Here is an 18,414-nt window from a genome sequence, read left to right as displayed (position 1 = left end):
TTTTATTGGTGACCTTGTGCTGCTCGCTCCCCCAGATGGTGGCGGTGGGGCGTGCGTGGTGTCTAGGGTCGAAATCGCCGACCGCCTCGACCCTGCCCGGAGGATCTCCACCATGCCCCACGAAAGCTCCCTGACGTCGGCACTGATCGGCAGCCGCCGGTTCTTCACCAAGGCGGAGGTGAGCGAGGACCAGCGGACCCTGCACAAGAAGGGCGGCCGCGAGGGCGACGTCTTCTACCGCGACCGCTGGAGCCACGACAAGGTGGTGCGCTCCACGCACGGGGTCAACTGCACCGGCTCCTGCTCGTGGAAGGTCTACGTCAAGGACGGGATCATCACCTGGGAGGCGCAGCAGACCGACTACCCCAGTGCCGGTGCCGACCGCCCGGAGTACGAGCCGCGCGGGTGCCCGCGCGGCGCCGCGTTCAGCTGGTACACCTACAGCCCGACCCGGGTGCGCTACCCCTACGTCCGCGGCGTGCTGCTCGAGATGTACCGCGCCGCCAAGCAGCAGTACGGCGACCCGGTCGTGGCCTGGGGATCCATCGTCCAGGACGAGGAGAAGGCGCGGGTCTACAAGAAGGCTCGCGGCAAGGGTGGCCTGGTGCGCGCGACGTGGGACGAGGTCGTCGAGATCATTGCCGCGGCGCACGTCTACACCGTCAAGCGGTGGGGTCCCGACCGGATCGCCGGCTTCTCACCGATCCCCGCGATGTCGCCGGTCTCCTACACCTCGGGCGCGCGCTTCCTCGAGCTCATCGGCGCCCCGATGCTCTCCTTCTACGACTGGTACGCCGACCTGCCGAATGCCTCGCCGCAGATGTTCGGCGACCAGACCGACGTCCCGGAGTCGGGGGACTGGTGGGATGCCGGCTACCTGATGATGTGGGGCTCCAACGTCCCGATGACCCGCACGCCCGACGCCCACTGGATGACCGAGGCGCGCTACCGCGGGCAGAAGGTCATCGCCGTGGCGCCCGACTACGCCGAGAACGTGAAGTTCGCCGACGAGTGGGTGAGCCCGGCGCCCGGCACCGACGGTGCGCTGGCGATGGCGATGGGGCACGTCGTGCTCAAGGAGTTCTTCGCTGACGCGAGCACGCCGTTCTTCGAGTCCTACAACAAGCAGTACACCGACCTGCCACACCTCGTCTGCCTCGAGCCGGACGCCTCCGGGGCCTACCGTCCCGGCAAGTTCCTCGTCGAAGGCGACCTCGGCGGGGACAGCGAGAACGCCATGTGGAAGCCGGCCGTCATCGACGCCGCCACCGGCGAGGTGCGCATCCCGCACGGCTCCATCGGCGACCGCTTCGGCGACGAGGGCCTGGGCAAGTGGAACCTCGAGCTCGGCGACATCGACCCCGCGCTCAGCATGTACCGCGACCACCAGGGCGGGACCCGCGAGTCCGTCGAGGTCGAGCTGCCGCGCTTCGACGCGGCCGACGGCAAGGTCGTCCACGAGCGCCGCGGCGTGCCCGTCGCCCGCGTGGGCGAGCGCGTGGTCACCACCGTGCTGGACCTGCTGCTCGCGCAGTACGGCGTCGCCCGCGACGGCCTGCCGGGGGTGTGGCCGCGCGCCAGCGAGTCGGACCCCCGCGGCTACGACGACCCCGCCGTCCCCGCCACGCCCGCGTGGCAGGAGCAGCACACCGGCGTCCCGGCCAGCCAGGTCACCCGCCTCGCGCGGGAGTGGGCACAGAACGCCATCGACACCGACGGTCGCGGCATGATCCTGCTGGGCGCCGGGGTCAACCACTGGTTCCACTCCGACCAGATCTACCGCGCGATCCTCCTGCTCACCACGATCACCGGTACGCAGGGCCGCAACGGCGGAGGCTGGGCCCACTACGTCGGGCAGGAGAAGATCCGCCCGATCATGGGCTTCCAGCACATGGCCTTCGCGCTCGACTGGCACCGGCCGCCGCGTCACATGAACCAGACCGCCTATTGGTACGTGAACACCTCGCAGTACCGCTACGACGGCTTCAGCGCCGACGACCTCGACTCCGGCACGGGCGTCTTCGCCGGGAGGACGATGATGGACCTGCTGGCCCAGTCGGTCCGGCTCGGGTGGTCGCCGTCGTACCCCACGTTCGACCGCAGCAGCCTGCAGCTGGCCGACGACGCCGAGGCGGCGGGCATGGAGGCTCCGGCGTACGTCGCCCAGCAGCTCAAGGAGGGCAGCCTCCGGTTCGCCGTCGAGGACCCCGAGCACGAGGACAACCACCCGCGCGTGCTGTCGCTGTGGCGCTCGAACCTGCTCGGCTCCTCGGCCAAGGGCAACGAGTACTTCCTGCGCCACCTGCTGGGCACCGACTCGGCCGCCACCGCGGTGGAGGCGCCGCCGGACCAGCGCCCGACGGACGTCGTGTGGGCGGAGAAGGCGGCCGAGGGCCGGCTCGACCTGCTGATGACGATCGACTTCCGGATGACGTCGTCGACGATCTTCAGCGACGTCGTGCTGCCGGCCGCGACCTGGTACGAGAAGCACGATCTCTCCACCACCGACATGCACCCCTTCGTCCACTCGTTCAACCCGGCGATCGCGCCGCCGTGGCAGACGAAGTCGGACTGGGACGCGTGGAAGGTGATCGCGAAGAAGTTCTCCGAGCTCGCTGTCGACCACCTCGGCACCCGCAAGGACGTCATCGCCAAGCCGCTGTGGCACGACACGCCGGAGGCGATGGCCTCCGAGCACGGCGTGGTCAAGGACTGGAAGCTCGGCGAGGTCGACCCGGTGCCGGGCAAGACGATGCCGGTGATCGCGGTCGCCGAGCGCGACTACACCGCGATCTTCGACAAGATGACCTCGATCGGCCCGCTCCTGGAGAAGGTCGGGATGCTCACCAAGGGCGTCGCCTACGACGTCAAGCGCGAGGTCGACATCCTGCGCACCCGCAACGGGGTGGTCCACGGCGGCGCCGGGGACGGCCAGCCCAAGGTCGAGACCGACGTCCAGATGGCCGACGCGATGCTCCACCTGGCCGGGGTCTCCAACGGCCACCTGGCCACCCAGGGCTTCAAGTTCCTGGAGAAGCGCACCGGCATGCAGCTGCACGACCTTGCCGCCGAGCACGAGGGCAAGCAGATCACCTTCGCCGACACCCAGGTCCAGCCGGTGCCGGTGATCACCTCGCCGGAGTGGTCGGGATCGGAGTCCGGAGGCCGGCGCTACAGCCCGTTCACCATCAACATCGAGCGGAAGAAGCCGTTCCACACCCTGACCGGTCGCCAGCAGTTCTACGTCGACCACGACTGGTTCCTCGGCATGGGTGAGGCGCTGCCGGTCTACCGGCCGCCGCTCAACATGACCGAGCTCTTCGGGGAGGCGCCGATCGGCGAGCAGAACGAGCTCGGCGTCTCGGTCCGCTACCTCACGCCGCACAACAAGTGGTCGATCCACTCGGAGTACCAGGACAACCTGTTCATGCTCTCGCTGTCGCGAGGTGGCCAGTCGGTGTGGGTCTCCGACCGCGACGCCGCCAAGGTCGGGATCAAGGACAACGACTGGATCGAGATGGTCAACCGCAACGGCGTCGTAGCGGCCCGGGCCATCGTCAGCCACCGGATGCCCGAGGGCACCGTCTACATGCACCACGCGCAGGACCGGCTGATCGACGTGCCGCTGACCGAGCGTGACCGCAAGCGCGGGGGCATCCACAACAGCCTCACCCGCGTGCTGCTCAAGCCCAACCACATCGTCGGCGGCTACGCCCAGCTCGCCTACTTCTTCAACTACATCGGTCCGATCGGCAACAACCGGGACGAAGTGACGATGATCCGCAAGCGGACCGCGCCGGTCGAGTACTGAGCCGGAAGAGGAGACGACACAACATGCGCGTGATGGCTCAGATGGCCATGGTGATGAACCTCGACAAGTGCATCGGGTGCCACACCTGCTCGGTGACCTGCAAGCAGGCGTGGACCAACCGCACCGGGATGGAGTACGTCTGGTTCAACAACGTCGAGACCCGGCCGGGCCTCGGCTACCCCCGGACCTACGAGGACCAGGACGAGTGGCAGGGCGGATGGATCCGCAAGCCCAACGGGCGGCTGGCGCTCCGGGCCGGCGGGCGGCTGAAGAAGCTCCTCACCATCTTCTCCAACCCCAAGCTGCCCTCGATCGACGACTACTACGAGCCGTGGACCTACGACTACGAGACGCTCACGAGCTCCCCGCAGACCGACACCTTCCCGGTGGCCCGGCCCAAGAGCCTGATCTCCGGCAAGGACATGAACGTCGAGTGGTCGGCCAACTGGGACGACGACCTCGGCGGCTCGCAGGAGCACGCCGCGCGTGACGTGATGCTCAAGGGCATCGAGGACAAGGTCAAGCTCGAGTTCGAAGAGACCTTCATGTTCTACCTGCCGCGCATCTGCGAGCACTGCCTCAACCCCTCCTGCGCGGCGTCGTGCCCCTCCGGCGCGATCTACAAGCGCGCCGAGGACGGCATCGTGCTCGTGGACCAGGACCGCTGCCGCGGTTGGCGCATGTGCGTCTCGGGATGCCCCTACAAGAAGGTCTACTTCAACCACAAGACCGGCAAGGCCGAGAAGTGCACCTTCTGCTACCCGCGGATCGAGGTCGGCATCCCGACCGTGTGCTCGGAGACCTGCGTGGGCCGGCTGCGCTACATCGGGCTCATGCTCTACGACGCAGACGCGGTCCTCGAGGCTGCGTCGGTCGAGGACGACCACGACCTCTACGAGGCGCAGCGCAGCGTGTTCCTCGACCCCCGCGACCCCGAGGTCGAGCGAGCGGCCCTCGCCGCAGGCATCGAGGCCGACTGGATCGAGGCGGCGAAGAAGTCGCCCGTGCTCCGGCTCATCACCGACTACAAGGTCGCCCTGCCGCTGCACCCGGAGTACCGCACGATGCCGATGGTCTGGTACATCCCGCCGTTGTCGCCCGTGGTCGACGTCGTCAAGGAGACCGGTGAGGACGCCGAGGACCGGGGCAACCTGTTCGCCGCGATCGACGCGCTGCGGATCCCGGTCGAGTACCTCGCCAACCTCTTCACGGCGGGCGATGTCGAGCCGGTCAACGGCGTCTTGAAGAAGCTCGCCGCGATGCGCTCCTACATGCGTGACATCAACCTCGGGCGCGAGCCCGATGCGAACATCCCCGCTGCCGTCGGAATGACGGAGGAGGAGATGTACGAGATGTTCCGCCTGCTGGCGATCGCCAAGTACGCCGACCGCTACGTGATCCCGCCGGCCCACGCAGAGCAGGCGCACGCGCTGGAGGAGCTGGCGACCGAGTGCTCGGTCGACTTCGACGCGGCTGGTTCGTACTACGACCAGGCACTGCTGGGCGAGGGCGCGGGCTACCCGACGCCCGTGGCGGTGGAGAACTTCCGGATGCTCCAGGACCGGCAGACCTCCGACACGCTCGCCGCACCCGACGACAAGGCCAGCCGGGTGAACCTCCTCAACTGGGACGGCAAGGGGACTCCCGAGGGGATGTTCCCACCACGCGGCGACGGGGGTGGCGCGTGATGTTCCGTCGCAGGGCTGCCTCCAAGCCGAACGAGGACGCCGCGCGCGTCTGGGGGGTCTGCTCGGCCCTCCTGGACTACCCGACCGAGGAGCTGATCGCCTCGCTCGACGACCTCGAGGCACTGACCCCCGAGCACCCGCACCTCGCCGGGCTCTTCGATCACCTGCGCCGGGTGCCGCTCGCCGAGGCCCAGCAGGACTACGTCGCCACCTTCGACCACACGCGCAAGTGCGCGCTCTACCTGACCTACTTCGCCTATGGCGACACCCGCAGGCGGGGCGCGGCGCTCGTGCAGTTCAAGGAGGCCTACCGCGAGGGCGGGGTGGAGTGGGCCGAGGAGCTCGGAGAGCTGCCCGACCACCTGTGCGCCGTGCTCCAGTTCGGCGCGACGGTCGACACCGACATCGCGTGGCGGCTGCTCAACGACCACCGCGCCGGGGTGGAGATGCTGCGTGTCGCCCTCACCGGCTGGCGCAACGACGACGGCTCCGTCGGCTCCCCGTGGGCCGCCGCGCTGCTGGCGATCTGCGCCACCCTGCCCGAGCTCAAGGGTGAGGACGCCGACGCCGTACGCCGTCTCGTCGAGCAGGGCCCGCCCGCCGAGGAGGTCGGCCTGTCCGGATACGGCGCCGACCCGGCCCTGTCCGGCCCCGCCCTCATCTCGACCGCCACCATCCCCGTAGGAGCCCCACGATGAACGTCTTCCTCTGGGTCATCGTCCCCTACCTGTGCCTCGCGGTCTTCGTCGTCGGGCACCTGTGGCGCTACCGCTACGACAAGTTCGGCTGGACCACCAGGTCCTCCCAGCTCTACGAGGACCGGTTGCTCCGGCTCGGCTCGCCGCTGTTCCACTTCGGCATGCTCGGCGTCGTGGGCGGCCACGTCATCGGGCTGCTGGTCCCGCGCTCCTGGACCGAGGCCGTCGGGGTCGACGACCACCTCTACCACTACGTCGCGGTCATCGGTGGCCTCATCGCCGGGGTGGTGGCGCTGGTCGGCATGACCATCCTCATCTATCGCCGGCGCACGGTCGGGCCGGTCTTCTCCGCCACCACCGTCATGGACAAGGTGATGTACGCCTTCCTCGGCGCGGCCATCGTGCTCGGGATGTGGAACACCATCGCGGGCTCGATCTTCAGCCTCGGCGGGGAGTACAACTACCGCGAGGGCGTGTCGGTCTGGTACCGCTCGTTCCTCGCCTTCCAGCCCGACGCCGACCTGATGGCTGAGGCGCCGATCGGTTTCCAGCTGCACGCCCTCGTCGCCTTCGGCCTCTTCGCGCTGTGGCCCTTCACCCGGCTGGTGCACGTGTTCTCGGCCCCCGTCGGCTACCTGACGCGTCCCTACGTCGTCTACCGCTCACGCGACGACCGCTCGCTCGGCAGTGCGGCACCCCGCCGCGGCTGGGACCAGGTCCCGCGGTGACGGCACTGGTCCGCGACCAGATGATCACCCTCCCGAAGACCCTGCCGGTCAGGGTCTCGGTCGACGAGGCACGGTCGGCGTTGGCAGACGGCCACGTCCACCTCCTGCTCCTCACCGAGGGGCGGACGCTGCGGGGGACGCTGACCCGCGCGGACCTGCCGCCGGGTGCGCCCGAGGACGGGCCGGCGCTGTGGTGGTCGACCCTGTCCGGGCGGACCGTCGGGCCGGATGCCGACGCGGCCCGGTTACGGGACGAGCTCGCCGGCACCGGACTGCGTCGGCTGGCCGTGGTGGACGCTGAGCACACCCTCCTCGGCCTGCTCTGCCTCAAGCGCTCCGGGTCGGGCTTCTGCTCCGACACCGACGTCGCGGCACGTGCCGCGGCAGCCACGACGAACCTCGGAGGACGACGATGAACACCACCTCGCTGACGGCACTGGCGGACGAGCATCTCGCGGAGGCCCGCCGCAGCAGCGCCGGACGCAGCGCCCACACCCTCCACGGCGGACAGGGGCGCGTGCTGCGCCAGACGCTCATCGCCCTCGCCGCGCAACGCCGGCTCGGTGAGCACGAAAGCCCCGGTGAGGCGACCCTGCAGGTGCTGCGCGGCAGGGTCAGGCTGCACGCGGGCGAGGAGACCTGGGACGGCGAGGCGGGCGACCACGTCGAGATCCCGCCGACCCGGCATGACCTCGAGGCGCTCGAGGACGCGGCCGTGCTCCTGACCGTCGGCCTGCACGGCGTGCCGGGAGCCTGAGCGCCCGACGGCCGGCCGGGCGGGCGGGTCAGCCGAGCAGGGCGCTGCCGTACCGCGTGACGAGGAGAAGCAGGACCCCGCACAGCCACACCGCGGTGGCCAGCAGGTCGAGCCGGTGGTGGATGAGCTCCTCGGCGAACCGGCGTGCCCTTCGTGGGAGGGGCAGGTGACCTTCCAGCACGTTGATGCGGGTCATCTCCACGAACACGAAGGTGGTGGCCACCGTGACCAGCAGGCACCACGGGCACACCGCGCCGATGTGGAAGATCGCCTGGTAGAGCAACCAGTAGGCCAGGGCGAGACCGAGGGTGTAGCCCACCTGTGCGGTCAGCATCATCCAGCGTGGGAGGCGTACGCCGGCGAGCCCGGCGGCGGCGATGGTCAGCACCACTGGCTCGGTGACCAGGCCCAAGAACGCGTTGGGGAAGCCGAAGACCGACGCCTGCCAGGAGCTGCCCACGGTGCCGCAGCTGACAACGGCATTGATGTCGCAGCCGAAGGTCGCCTCCTGGTCGCCGGCGAGGGTGACGGCCTCCGTGGCCAGCACGAAGGCAGCGGTGAGGCTGGCCGCCGACCAGAAGAGCATCGCGAGCCAGGACCCGCGGATCCGTGACGGGGCGGTTGCCCGTCCCGACGTCCCGCCCACGACGCCGCTCCGCGTCGCCTGCGCGGTCACGGCGCCGCCCGCTCGACGACGGCCGCCAGCGAGCCGGGTTGGTACGGGTCACCGGTGAACGGCTCGCCGTCGACCAGGATCGTGGGCGTCCCCGTGACGCCGCTGTCGAACGCCTGGGCGGTCTGCTCGGCCACCCACGCCTCGTGACGGCGCTCGGCGAAGAGCTCCGTCACCTGCACCGGCACGCTGACGTCGCGGGCGATGCTCGCCAGCTGCTCGTCGGTCAGGCCCTCGGCGCCCTCGGGCGGCTGGTGGGCGTACAGCGCCCGGTGGAAGGACCAGGCGTGATCGGGTGCGGAGTCGACCACCGTCGCCAGGGCGTTCGCGGAACGGGTGGAGTACTCGGTGCCCTCCGAGAGTCGGTCCAGGAAGGAGATGGGTCGGAGGTCCACCGTGACGTCCTCGGCCTCGAGCAGCTGCTCGAGCGTCTCGCCGTTCGCCTCCTCGAACGCGCCGCACGCCGGGCACAGGTAGTCGAAGTAGATCGTGACGGTGACCGGCCCGTCCCCGATGAGGATCGAGCCGTCCGCTCCCAGCCCGCTGGGCGCGACGACCGCGCCGTCGCCCGCGCCGGGAGCCGGGTCCGTCGTGGCCGGGTCGCGGAGCACGACCGCGATGACGGCGACCACCAGTGCGACGAGGACCCCGACGCCCACCCACCGGGCGACGCGGTAGCGGGCGGCGGGCGGCTGGGACGTGCCCCGTCGGGTGGGCCGGGTCGGCGGGGTCGGCGGCTGCGTGCGCGTGCTCATGCGGGTCCTCGCGTGCGGGATGGTGGCGGTCTGCGTCCAGCCTGTGAGTCCGGCGGCACTGGCGCCGTGGGCCAACGGCCCGACATCGCGGGCCCAAGGTCCCGAGTCGCGGGAGGTGGGTTGAAGAGCACCGCACCGCTCGGGGATGCTACCCGGGTGACCGTCGGACTGCTGCTGGCTGCCGGAGAGGGGAGCCGCTTCGGCGGGCCCAAGGCGCTGGCCCGCGACGCCGACGGCACCTCGTGGCTGCTGCGCGCGGTGCAGGCGCTGCGCCCGTGCGAGGAGATCGTGGTGGTGCTGGGGGCCGAGGCACGCCGGGCGTCCGCGCTGCTGCCGATGTCGGTCTCCCGGATCCGCGCCGACGACTGGGCCGAGGGGATGGGTGCCTCGCTGCGCGCAGGGCTCGACGCGCTGACCCGCACCGACCACGACAGCGTCCTCGTCTCGCTGGTCGACCTCCCCGACGTCGACGCCGCCGTCGTGGACCGGGTGCTCGACGCCGCGCACGGGCGCACGACGCTGGCGCGGGCGGCGTACGACGGGGTGTCGGGGCACCCGGTCCTGCTCGGTCGCGACCACTGGGCGGGCGTCGTGGCGACCGCGACCGGCGACCGCGGCGCGCGTGACTACCTCGCTGCGCACGACGTCGAGCTGGTCGAGTGCGGCGACCTCGCGACCGGCGCCGACGTGGACCACCGCTGACCCAACGTCCGGCCAACGTGCGGGGTCGTAGCCTGAGTCCCATGGTGCACGGGATGGACTCCGCCGCCGACGTCGCGGCCCGGCTGGGCGCGACCGGCTACCTCTCCGACGACGAGCTGGCGACCGTCGTCTTCCTCGCCGCCCGGATGCAGCGCCCGCTGCTCCTCGAGGGCGAGCCGGGCACCGGCAAGACGGCGCTCGCCGAGGCGCTCGCGCAGAGCCTCGACCTGCCCCTGGTCCGGCTGCAGTGCTACGAGGGGATCGACGCCAGCCAGGCCCTCTACGACTGGGACTTCCCGCGCCAGATCCTGCACCTGCGCGCCCTCGAGGCTGCCGGCGACGTCGACTCCGACGAGGCCGAGAAGAGCCTGTACGACGAGCGCTTCCTGCTCGCGCGACCGGTGCTCGCCGCGCTGCGCCAGGCGCCGGCCGTGCTGCTGGTCGACGAGGTGGACCGCGCCGACGACGAGTTCGAGGCCTTCCTGCTCGAGGTGCTCTCGACGTGGCAGGTCACCATCCCCGAGTTCGGCACGGTCACCGCGCCCGAACCTCCGCTGGTGGTGCTCACGTCCAACCGCACCCGCGAGCTGCACGACGCGCTGAAGCGGCGCTGCCTCTACCACTGGATCGACCACCCCGGCCTCGACCGGGAGGTGCAGATCGTCCGCTCGCGCGCCCCTGAGGTCAGCGAGACCCTGGCCCGCCAGGTGGTGGGGCTGGTCCAGCAGCTGCGTGCTCGCGACGACCTGCTCAAGCCGCCCGGCGTCGCGGAGACGCTCGACTGGGCCCGTGCCCTGACCTACCTCGGCACCACCGACCTCGACCTGGCGTCGGCGGCCAGCACCCTCGGCGCCCTGCTGAAGTATCGCGAGGACGCCGACCGCGTGCGCGCCGCGCTCGACCGGATGTTGTCGCGATGAACGACGTCCTCCACGAGGCCGACGAGGTGCTCCTCGGCTTCACCCGCGCGCTCCGGGCCGCGGGCGTCGCCGTGACGCAGGACCGCGCCCACGGGTTCCTCGCGGCGGTGGCGACCGTCGGTGCCGACGACCGACAGGCCACCTACTGGGCCGGACGCGCCACCCTCTGCGGCTCACCCGACGACCTCGCCCGCTACGACCAGGTCTTCGCGGCGTGGTTCGACCCGCGCGACGGGCTGCCCCGCGCCCAGCAGCGCGAGGCCTCGCGCCCGTCGACCGCGCACCTGCTCCCCGAGGCTGAGGGCGCCGGCGGGGCCGGGGAGACCGAGGAGGAGGACGTGGTCCGGGCGATGGCGTCGGAGGCGGAGGTGCTCCAGCACCGCGACGTCGCCTCCCTCGACGCGGCGGAGAGGCGGCGTCTCGCGGCGATGTTCGTGCGGCTCTCGCTGCACCCGCCCGTACGTCGTACGGCACGCCACCGTCGGTGGCACCGCGGCGAGCTCGACGCCTCGCGCACCCTGCGCAACTCGCTGCGCCACCTCGGTGAGCCCGGCCGGATCGCGTGGCGCCGGCGCGGCACCCGTCCCCGCCGGGTGGTGCTGCTGGTCGACGTCAGCGGGTCCATGACGGCGTACGCCGACGCGCTGCTGCGCCTGGCCCACCGGCTCACCCGCTCGGCGCGAACCTCCGGCGGCACCGTCGAGACCTTCACCCTCGGCACCCGGCTGACCCACGTGACCCGCGCGCTCACCACGCCCGACGCCGATCGTGCCATCGTCGCGGCCGGGGAGGTCGTGCCCGACTGGTCCGGCGGCACCCGGCTCGGCGAGACGCTGCGGGTCTTCCTCGACCGGTGGGGCCAGCGCGGGATGGCGCGCGGCGCGGTGGTCGTCGTCTTCAGCGACGGCTGGGAGCGCGGCGATGCCGGGCTGCTCGGCGAGCAGATGGAGCGGCTGCAGCGCATCGCGCACCGGGTGGTGTGGGTCAACCCCCACCGCGGCAAGGCGGGCTACGAGCCGCTGCAGGGCGGGGTGGTGGCCGCGCTGCCGCACTGCGACGACTTCCTCGCCGGCCACTCGCTGGCGACCTTCGCCGACCTCACGGAGGTGATCGCGCGTGCGTGACGTGCTGCCCGAGCTGATGCAGTGGTGGGAGGCCGGCGAGACCATCGGCGTCGGCACGGTCGTGGCGACCTTCCGCTCCGCCCCGCGTCCCTCCGGCGCCTCGATGCTGGTGGGACCCGACGACACCGCCGTCGGCTCCGTGTCGGGAGGCTGCGTGGAGGGTGCGGTCTACGACCTCGCGCAGTCCGTCGTCGCCTCGGGCGAGCCCGTGCTGGAGCGCTACGGCGTCTCCGACGACGACGCGTTCGCGGTCGGGCTCACCTGCGGGGGCATCCTCGACGTCTTCGTCGAGCGGGTCTCGCGCGAGACCTTCCCCGAGCTGGGGGAGGTGGCCGCCGACATCGAGGCCGGGCGGCCGGTGGCCCTGGCGACCGTGATCGAGCACCCGGACCCCACGTGGGTGGGGCGCCGGATGGTGGTGCGGCCCGACGTCCCTGCGGAGGGCAGCCTCGGCTCGCCGCGCGCGGACGCCGCGGTGCACGACGACGCCCTCGGCCTGCTGGCGGCGGGCACCAACGCCACCTTGACCTACGGCCCGGACGGTGAGCGGCGCGGTGAGGGGATGCGGGTCTTCGTCTGGGGCTTCGCACCGAAGCCGCGGATGCTCGTCTTCGGCGCCATCGACTTCGCGGCCGCCGTCGCCAAGGTCGGGTCCTTCCTGGGCTACCACGTGACGGTGTGCGACGCCCGTCCCGTCTTCGCCACGACGTCGCGGTTCCCCGGTGCCGACGAGGTGGTCGTCGACTGGCCCCACCGCTACCTGCAGGCCGAGCTCGACGCCGGCCGCATCGACCGACGCACGGTCCTGGCGGTCCTCACCCACGACCCGAAGTTCGACGTACCGCTGCTCGAGGTCGCGCTGCGCCTCGACGAGGACGTACGACCCGGCTACATCGGTGCCATGGGCTCGCGTCGTACGCACGACGAGCGGCTGGAGCGGCTCGTCGAGGCGGGGCTGGGGGAGGCGGAGCTGGCCCTCCTGTCGTCCCCGATCGGCCTCGACCTCGGCGCCCGGACGCCCGAGGAGACCGCCGTGTCGATCGCCGCGGAGATCGTCGCGCGTCAGTGGGGTGGCTCGGGGGAGCGGCTGGCCAGCACGCAGGGACGCATCCACCACGACGACTGACGCGATTCCCGTGCTGGGGCGGTCCGGGGCCGGTCCCTTCGTCTTCTCGTCGACTCCGGACGAGGAGGTCACATACCGAGTGGACGTCTCTCGGTGGCTGAGGCAGAAGGAGCGGCCATCTTGGCTCACCGTTCTGAGGTCGACCGAGGCGCTCTTCCGGGGCTCATCGCCCGCTTGTCACCGATGGACCGCAAGGAACTCCTGTCGACCGAGTGGTTCATCCGCCGCACACAGGTCTGACCAGCTCGTCGGTGCAGTGGACACGTGCCGATGGCCCCGCTACCTGGTGGGTGGCGGGGTGTGGGGCGGGGTCATGGTCGGCGTGGTCGCGGGACGCTGGGTGGGCCCGTCGTGTCGGGCGGTTCGATCGCGGTGGTGCCGTGGTGGTCGCGGCGGTAGCGGTAGCCGTGCGGGGAGGTCCACTCGTAGATGCCGGGTGCGACCATGTCGTAGCGCCAGGCGGAGTGGGTCTTGAGTCGGTGGTGGCCGCGGCACAAGGCGGCGAGGTTGTCGGTCTGTGTGGGCCCGGGCTGGGGTCTGCCCTCGGCTTCGGCGTCGGGGTCGTGGGGGATGACGTGGTCGATGTCGCAGCGTCGGGCCGGTCTCGTGCACCGCGGGAACACGCAGTTCTTGTCGCGGAGGATGACCTGTTCGCGGATGCGGTTGGGCACTGCGTAGGCGTCGGTGGCCAGCTGGGTGTTGAGGTCGATGACGGGCTTGATGGTGACCTTCGTCCGGGAGTCGGCACACCGCGCCTTGACCTGGTCGAGGAGCACGAGCCGCTGGCGCTCCTCGAGCCGGCCGGTGGGCCCGAACACGGTCTGCTCGCCGACCGTGGAGGCGTCGAAGTGGGCGTTGAAGTGGGCGTGCAGCACGACCTCGCGTGCGACCGGCAGGCCGTCCTCGGTCTTCGCGGCGGCAGCGGAGCCTGTGGTGTGGAGGTCGAGGCCGGTCTGGGTGCGGGCGAGGTCGCCGAGGGCCTTGGCGCGGCGTACGTTGAGCGATTCGGTGGACCCGAGAGCGGCCTGGGTCGCGGCGCCCTGGGTCAGGACCCGGTCGAGGTCGATCGCATCGGCCAGGTCGATCTCGGCCTCGAGGCGCATGGTGCCGGCGAAGTGGACTTCTTGGGTGTCGATGGTGACGTGGCGGGGGTCGACGTGGAGCCACCCGTCCTCGGGATCATCGGCGGGGTCGGGGGTGGCGAGGTCGTACCGCTTGATCGCCTCTGCGACGAGGCGGTCGAGCTGGGCGGGGCCGACCTTCCCGGCGACGGCGGCGACTTGGCTGTCGACGAACCCGGCGGCCTCCTTCGTGAGTGCGGGTGAGGAGTGGATGGTGGTCTCCGCGACCGAGCGGGCCTTCCACGCCGGGACCCGGCCGGCGTGGACCAGGGCCCACAACCGCGGGAGCCGGTGCCGCAGCTCGAGCGCCTGCCCGATGAGCTTCTTCGCCGCGACCGTCGAGACGCCGAGGACGCCGCCGAGCTCGGCGATGCAGAACTCCGCCACCAACGGGCACCCCTCACCGGCGATGGGCTCCTCGTGCTCCCCCCCGGCTGCCGGTACGGAGAACGTCGCCGCGTCGTGGATCGACTTGGGCGGGTGCAGATCCGCCCACTGCGCGGCCAGCACGAGCTGGTCAGCTGCGGCCTGGTTCTCGACCTCGCGCGCCGAGCGGATCGAAGCGAGCAGGTCGGAGGCGGTGAGGTCCTCGACCCCACCTGCCACCCGGTCCTCCAGCGCTTCGCTCATGTGTTCGATTGTAGACGTGGGGTCTGACACTCGCACCCCGCGCGACAGCAGCCTGTGGACGACTGATCTGCAGGCAGATCCGGGGCCTCGTGACGGGACTTCGCCCCTCCTCGACCAACGGAGCGGGCGAGTCTCGTGACGCGACTTCATCCCCCCGCGAACAGCGGACGCTGGACCGCCGCCGCGGCGCCGAATTGGTCCTTTGGTCGCGTCTCACCTACCTTCTTCGGGATGTTTTTTCCCGCCGTGCTGCCCCGTGCCCTCGTCCGACCGACCGCTCTCGTCGCCGTGGCGGTCCTGATCCTCTCCGGCCTGGCGCTCGGCGGTTCGCCGGCCCAGGCGCGCCAGCAGGCGCCTGAGCAGAAGCAGGAGCAGAAGCGGGCGGCCTTCACCTCGGGCGCGAAGTTCGGCGTGGCGACGCTGAACCTGAAGAAGGGCATGCGCGTCGCCGGGATGCGCCACGACATCAGGCAGGTGCTCGACGGCGACGCCTCGGTCATCGGGTTCCAGGAGCGCCTCTTCAGCCGGCCGGCGCTGCGCGCGGCACTGCCGAAGTCGTGGACCCTGCTGATGCCGAAGGGCCCGACCGGCACCGACGACAACCCGATCGCCTTCGACAAGGACGTGTGGGAGCTCGAGAAGACCTGGGCCCCGCTCCTGACCGGCACGACCTGGCGGCGCTACTCCGGCCGCATCGCGCATGACCAGTACGGCGTTGCGGCCGTGCTCAGGCACCGGAAGACCGGTCACACGATCCGGGCCCTGAGCTTCCACCTGCCCAACCACCTGCACAACCGCCGCTCGGGCGGGCCCAACTACGCCAACCGTCGAGGTGTCGAGGCGATGTGGCGGATGGCCAGCCGCATCCGCTCCATCGCCACGGACGCTCCCGAGGCGCAGCAGTTCGTCGGGATGTGCGACTGCAACGTCACCGAGAACCGGGACACCACCGACGACCTCGTCAAGGGACGGATCACCCGGCCCCTGCGACTGGAGACCAACTACACCGGCCGCAAGGGTGGGTCAGGGATCGACTACGTGATGGGCGAGCGCGACTCGGCCTTCCGCATCCGCTCGTTCCAGTCCTACCGGAAGCTGGTCACCGACCACCCGGGCATCGTCGCCACCTTCGCGCGCGTGCGCTGAGCAGGCCGGCGCGACCGCTGCGCCGTGACCCGACCAGCGGACGACCTCCGGTCGACCTGCTGGCGGATTCCCTGTTGCGCTCATCACACTCGGGCTAGGTTGGCGGCGACCGACCGGGAGCCGCCATGAACAGCGATGACCTGCACGCCCGACGCGTGGACGCCGTCCGCGCCTGGACGCGCTTCGTCGAGGCCGGTGATGCCGAGGCCGTGCGTCCCGAGATCCTCAGCAGCTGGGAGCTGTCGGGCGTCGTCTCGCCCGGGGTGACCCAGGCGCCGCTCGACGACGAGGGCGACACGGCCGACTTCTGGGCCGCCTCGCCGTTGCAGACCGCGGTGTCCCGGGTCCAGGACGAGCTGCGGCGCACTGCCGAGGACGGTGACCTCGTCGTGGCGGTGACCGACGACCAGACCCGGATCCTCTGGACCTACGGGGGCCGCGTCATGCGGCGCAAGGCCGAGAGCGTGAACTTCGTCCCCGGGGGCCGGTGGGACGAGCAGAGCGTCGGCACCAACGCGCTGGCCATCGCCGGCAGGACCGGGACGCCCTCGATGGTCTTCAGCGCCGAGCACTACGCCGAGGTGGTGCACAACTGGGTGTGCTGGGCAGCCCCGGTCTTCGACCCGGTGACCGGTCGGTCGCTCGGCGTGATCGACCTGTCGACGACCTGGGACCGCACGCACCCCATCGGTCTCGCCACCGCGCGCGTGATGGCGCGTCTCATCGAGGGGGCGCTCCCGGCTGATCGTCGTACGACGCTGGCGGGCGACGTGGCGCCGGCCGAGCCCGGCCTCACCCTGACCCTGCTCGGCACCGCGCAGGTGTGGCTCGATGGGCAGCGGCTGCTCCTCAACCGGCGGCAGACCGAGATCCTGGCCCTGCTGGCCCTCCACCCCTCCGGTCTGTCGGTCGAGCACCTCCACGCGCTGCTCTACGGTGATGCGTCGGTGACCACCTCGACCCTGAAGGCGGAGGTGTCGCACCTGCGCGCGGCCCTGTCGGGGCAGCTGTCCTCCCGTCCCTACCGCCTCACCATGCCCGTGACCACCGACGTCGAGGAGGTGCAGCGGCTGCTCCGCCGCGGTGACGTCCGGGCCGCCGTGCGCGCCTACGGCGGCGACCTCCTTCCCGGCACCGACTCGCCCGCGCTGGTGCAGATGGGCGACTACCTCGCGGTCAGCGTGCGCGAGGCCCTGCTGGCGCGCCCGGACGCCGACGCGGTGCTGCGCTACAGCGAGCTGGCCCCCTACGACACCGCCGTCGTGGAGGCGTGCCTGGCGGCGCTGCCGGTGCACCACCCGGTCGCGCCCCTCCTGAAGGGGAGGCTGGCCAGCCTGCGCTGACCCCTCCCATTGTGGGTAGATCGAGCAAATGCAGTGGACCGCGCTCGTCTGGCGGTGCACGATCCTGCGTCGAGGCGCCGCACCGGAGAGTGCGGCCACGTACGAGGGAGCAAGCATGGCCGCAACACGACGAGCGATGGCGGCAGGAGCCGTCGTCGCGCTCACGGGGAGCCTCCTGGGCAGCCCCGCCGCGAGTGCCTCCACGGCACCCGAACCAACGACGGTGGCGAAGAAGCTGGTCTCGCCGCTCAGCATGGTCGTCGCCGGCAACGGCACCGCCTACGTCGCCCAGAACTTCGCCGGGCTGCTGACCGCGGTCGCGCCCGGTGCCAAGCCTGAAGTGGTCTTCGCGGCCGGCAAGGGCGTCGAGCTCGGCGCCCTGTCCGAGGCGGGTGGGACCGTCCGCTTCGCGACGACCAAGCGCAAGAGGACCGCACTGTGGACCATGCGGCCGGGCGCGAAGCCGCGCAAGGTGGCCGACCTGTGGGACCACGAGCGCACCCGGAACCCCGACGGCGACGTGGCCTACGGCTTCGCGGGCGGGCTGGACGCCGCCTGCGCGGCCCAGATGCCGCCGGAGGTGCCCGCGTCCTACACGGGCATCATGGAGTCGCACCCCTACGGCTCGACCGTGCACAAGGGCATCACCTACGTCGCCGACGCCGCCGGCAACACGATCGTGTCGGTCAAGCCCAACGGCAAGGTCAAGACCCTCGCGGTCCTGCCTCCGGTGCCCGTGGTCGTCACCGCGGAGGCCGCTGCCGCCAACAAGCTGCCGGCCTGCACCGTCGGCAAGACCTTCAACTTCGAGCCGGTGCCGACCGACGTCGAGGTGGGCAAGGGCGGCTGGCTCTACGTCACGCTGCTCCCCGGTGGTCCTGAGGACGGCAGCACCGGGGCCCAGGGCCGACTGGTCAAGGTGAAGATCAAGACCGGCAAGGTCCGTGAGGTCGCCTCAGGCTTCGCCGGTGCCACGGGTGTCGCGGTCGCGGACAACGGCGACGTGTATGTCGCGCAGCTCTTCGGCGGCCAGGTCTCGCGCATCAAGGCCGGTCGCACGACGGCCAAGCCGTACGCCGAGGTGATGATGCCCGCCGCGGTCGAGTGGGCCGACGGTGACCTCTTCGTCAGCGCGCAGGTGCTGTCGCAGAAGCCGAAGGGCGTCGTGCTGCGCTACTGAGCCAGACCTCCG

General features: G+C 71.2%; 16 protein-coding genes. 13 read left to right on the top strand and 3 right to left on the bottom strand.

Features of this window, described 5'->3' with window-relative positions:
- Positions 1 to 112 precede the first annotated feature (112 nt).
- Genes Q1B24_RS02495 through Q1B24_RS02470 form a run of 6 tightly spaced genes read left to right on the top strand, consistent with a single transcriptional unit; the run spans position 113 to position 7,682 of the window.
- A complete protein-coding gene (locus tag Q1B24_RS02495; protein WP_299922862.1) occupies positions 113 to 3,811 on the top strand; it encodes a nitrate reductase subunit alpha in 3,699 nt (1,232 codons plus the stop codon).
- 23 nt (positions 3,812 to 3,834) lie between these two features.
- Positions 3,835 to 5,499 carry a nitrate reductase subunit beta gene (gene narH, locus Q1B24_RS02490; RefSeq protein WP_299922859.1) on the top strand — a complete coding sequence of 555 codons (1,665 nt, stop codon included), beginning with the start codon at positions 3,835 to 3,837 and terminating at the stop codon, positions 5,497 to 5,499.
- Entirely contained in the window at positions 5,499 to 6,197 is a 699-nt protein-coding gene (gene narJ / locus Q1B24_RS02485; RefSeq protein ID WP_299922857.1) for a nitrate reductase molybdenum cofactor assembly chaperone, read from the top strand. The genes narH and narJ overlap by 1 nt, the downstream gene beginning before the upstream one ends.
- On the top strand, positions 6,194 to 6,925 hold the full coding sequence (gene narI, locus Q1B24_RS02480; protein WP_299922855.1) for a respiratory nitrate reductase subunit gamma: 732 nt from the start codon (positions 6,194 to 6,196) through the stop codon (positions 6,923 to 6,925). Before narJ ends, narI begins: the two co-directional genes overlap by 4 nt.
- Complete coding sequence (locus Q1B24_RS02475) at positions 6,922 to 7,341, top strand: hypothetical protein (protein WP_299922853.1); 420 nt, start codon at positions 6,922 to 6,924, stop codon at positions 7,339 to 7,341. The genes narI and Q1B24_RS02475 overlap by 4 nt, the downstream gene beginning before the upstream one ends.
- Positions 7,338 to 7,682: a cupin domain-containing protein gene (locus tag Q1B24_RS02470; RefSeq protein ID WP_299922851.1), complete on the top strand. Its 345-nt coding sequence runs from the start codon at positions 7,338 to 7,340 to the stop codon at positions 7,680 to 7,682. The genes Q1B24_RS02475 and Q1B24_RS02470 overlap by 4 nt, the downstream gene beginning before the upstream one ends.
- A 28-nt stretch (positions 7,683 to 7,710) precedes the next feature.
- Here Q1B24_RS02470 and Q1B24_RS02465 read toward each other — a convergent pair whose 3' ends face one another.
- Together Q1B24_RS02465 and Q1B24_RS02460 are read right to left on the bottom strand one after the other, a co-directional pair.
- Positions 7,711 to 8,358: a vitamin K epoxide reductase family protein gene (locus tag Q1B24_RS02465; RefSeq protein ID WP_299922849.1), complete on the bottom strand. Its 648-nt coding sequence runs from the start codon at positions 8,356 to 8,358 to the stop codon at positions 7,711 to 7,713.
- Entirely contained in the window at positions 8,355 to 9,110 is a 756-nt protein-coding gene (locus tag Q1B24_RS02460) for a DsbA family protein (protein ID WP_299922847.1), read from the bottom strand. Before Q1B24_RS02460 ends, Q1B24_RS02465 begins: the two co-directional genes overlap by 4 nt.
- Before the next feature lie 156 nt (positions 9,111 to 9,266).
- Between Q1B24_RS02460 and Q1B24_RS02455 the strand changes: the two genes are divergently transcribed.
- From Q1B24_RS02455 to Q1B24_RS02440, 4 genes are read left to right on the top strand one after another with little or no spacing between them, the layout of a single operon-like run.
- Complete coding sequence (locus Q1B24_RS02455; RefSeq protein WP_299922845.1) at positions 9,267 to 9,812, top strand: nucleotidyltransferase family protein; 546 nt, start codon at positions 9,267 to 9,269, stop codon at positions 9,810 to 9,812.
- A gap of 53 nt (positions 9,813 to 9,865) precedes the next feature.
- Positions 9,866 to 10,732, top strand: a complete 867-nt coding sequence (locus Q1B24_RS02450; RefSeq protein ID WP_299923197.1) for a MoxR family ATPase — start codon at positions 9,866 to 9,868, stop codon at positions 10,730 to 10,732.
- The gene (locus Q1B24_RS02445) at positions 10,729 to 11,856 is read left to right on the top strand and encodes a VWA domain-containing protein (RefSeq protein WP_299922843.1); all 1,128 of its coding nucleotides are present in this window, start codon (positions 10,729 to 10,731) and stop codon (positions 11,854 to 11,856) included. The genes Q1B24_RS02450 and Q1B24_RS02445 overlap by 4 nt, the downstream gene beginning before the upstream one ends.
- Positions 11,849 to 12,982, top strand: a complete 1,134-nt coding sequence (locus tag Q1B24_RS02440; protein ID WP_299922841.1) for an XdhC/CoxI family protein — start codon at positions 11,849 to 11,851, stop codon at positions 12,980 to 12,982. Before Q1B24_RS02445 ends, Q1B24_RS02440 begins: the two co-directional genes overlap by 8 nt.
- 311 nt (positions 12,983 to 13,293) lie before the next feature.
- Here the strand turns inward: Q1B24_RS02440 and Q1B24_RS02435 are convergent, their stop codons facing one another.
- Positions 13,294 to 14,733 carry an HNH endonuclease signature motif containing protein gene (locus tag Q1B24_RS02435; RefSeq protein ID WP_299922839.1) on the bottom strand — a complete coding sequence of 480 codons (1,440 nt, stop codon included), beginning with the start codon at positions 14,731 to 14,733 and terminating at the stop codon, positions 13,294 to 13,296.
- Between the two features lie 231 nt (positions 14,734 to 14,964).
- Here Q1B24_RS02435 and Q1B24_RS02430 point away from each other — a divergent pair, with 231 nt between their 5' ends.
- From Q1B24_RS02430 to Q1B24_RS02420, 3 genes are all read left to right on the top strand, one after another.
- Positions 14,965 to 15,879 (top strand): hypothetical protein, encoded by a 915-nt coding sequence (locus Q1B24_RS02430; protein ID WP_299922836.1) that lies wholly within the window; start codon positions 14,965 to 14,967, stop codon positions 15,877 to 15,879.
- 125 nt (positions 15,880 to 16,004) lie between these two features.
- Positions 16,005 to 17,222, top strand: a complete 1,218-nt coding sequence (locus Q1B24_RS02425) for a transcriptional regulator (RefSeq protein ID WP_299922834.1) — start codon at positions 16,005 to 16,007, stop codon at positions 17,220 to 17,222.
- A gap of 115 nt (positions 17,223 to 17,337) precedes the next feature.
- A complete protein-coding gene (locus Q1B24_RS02420; RefSeq protein WP_299922832.1) occupies positions 17,338 to 18,402 on the top strand; it encodes a ScyD/ScyE family protein in 1,065 nt (354 codons plus the stop codon).
- The last annotated feature ends 12 nt before the right edge of the window (positions 18,403 to 18,414 follow it).

Origin of the sequence: uncultured Nocardioides sp., from assembly GCF_947488025.1 — a bacterium.
In the GTDB taxonomy this organism is placed as follows: Bacteria; Actinomycetota; Actinomycetes; order Propionibacteriales; family Nocardioidaceae; genus Nocardioides.
Note: the sequence above shows the minus strand (reverse complement) of the source record. Positions and strands in the feature narration are given on the sequence as shown.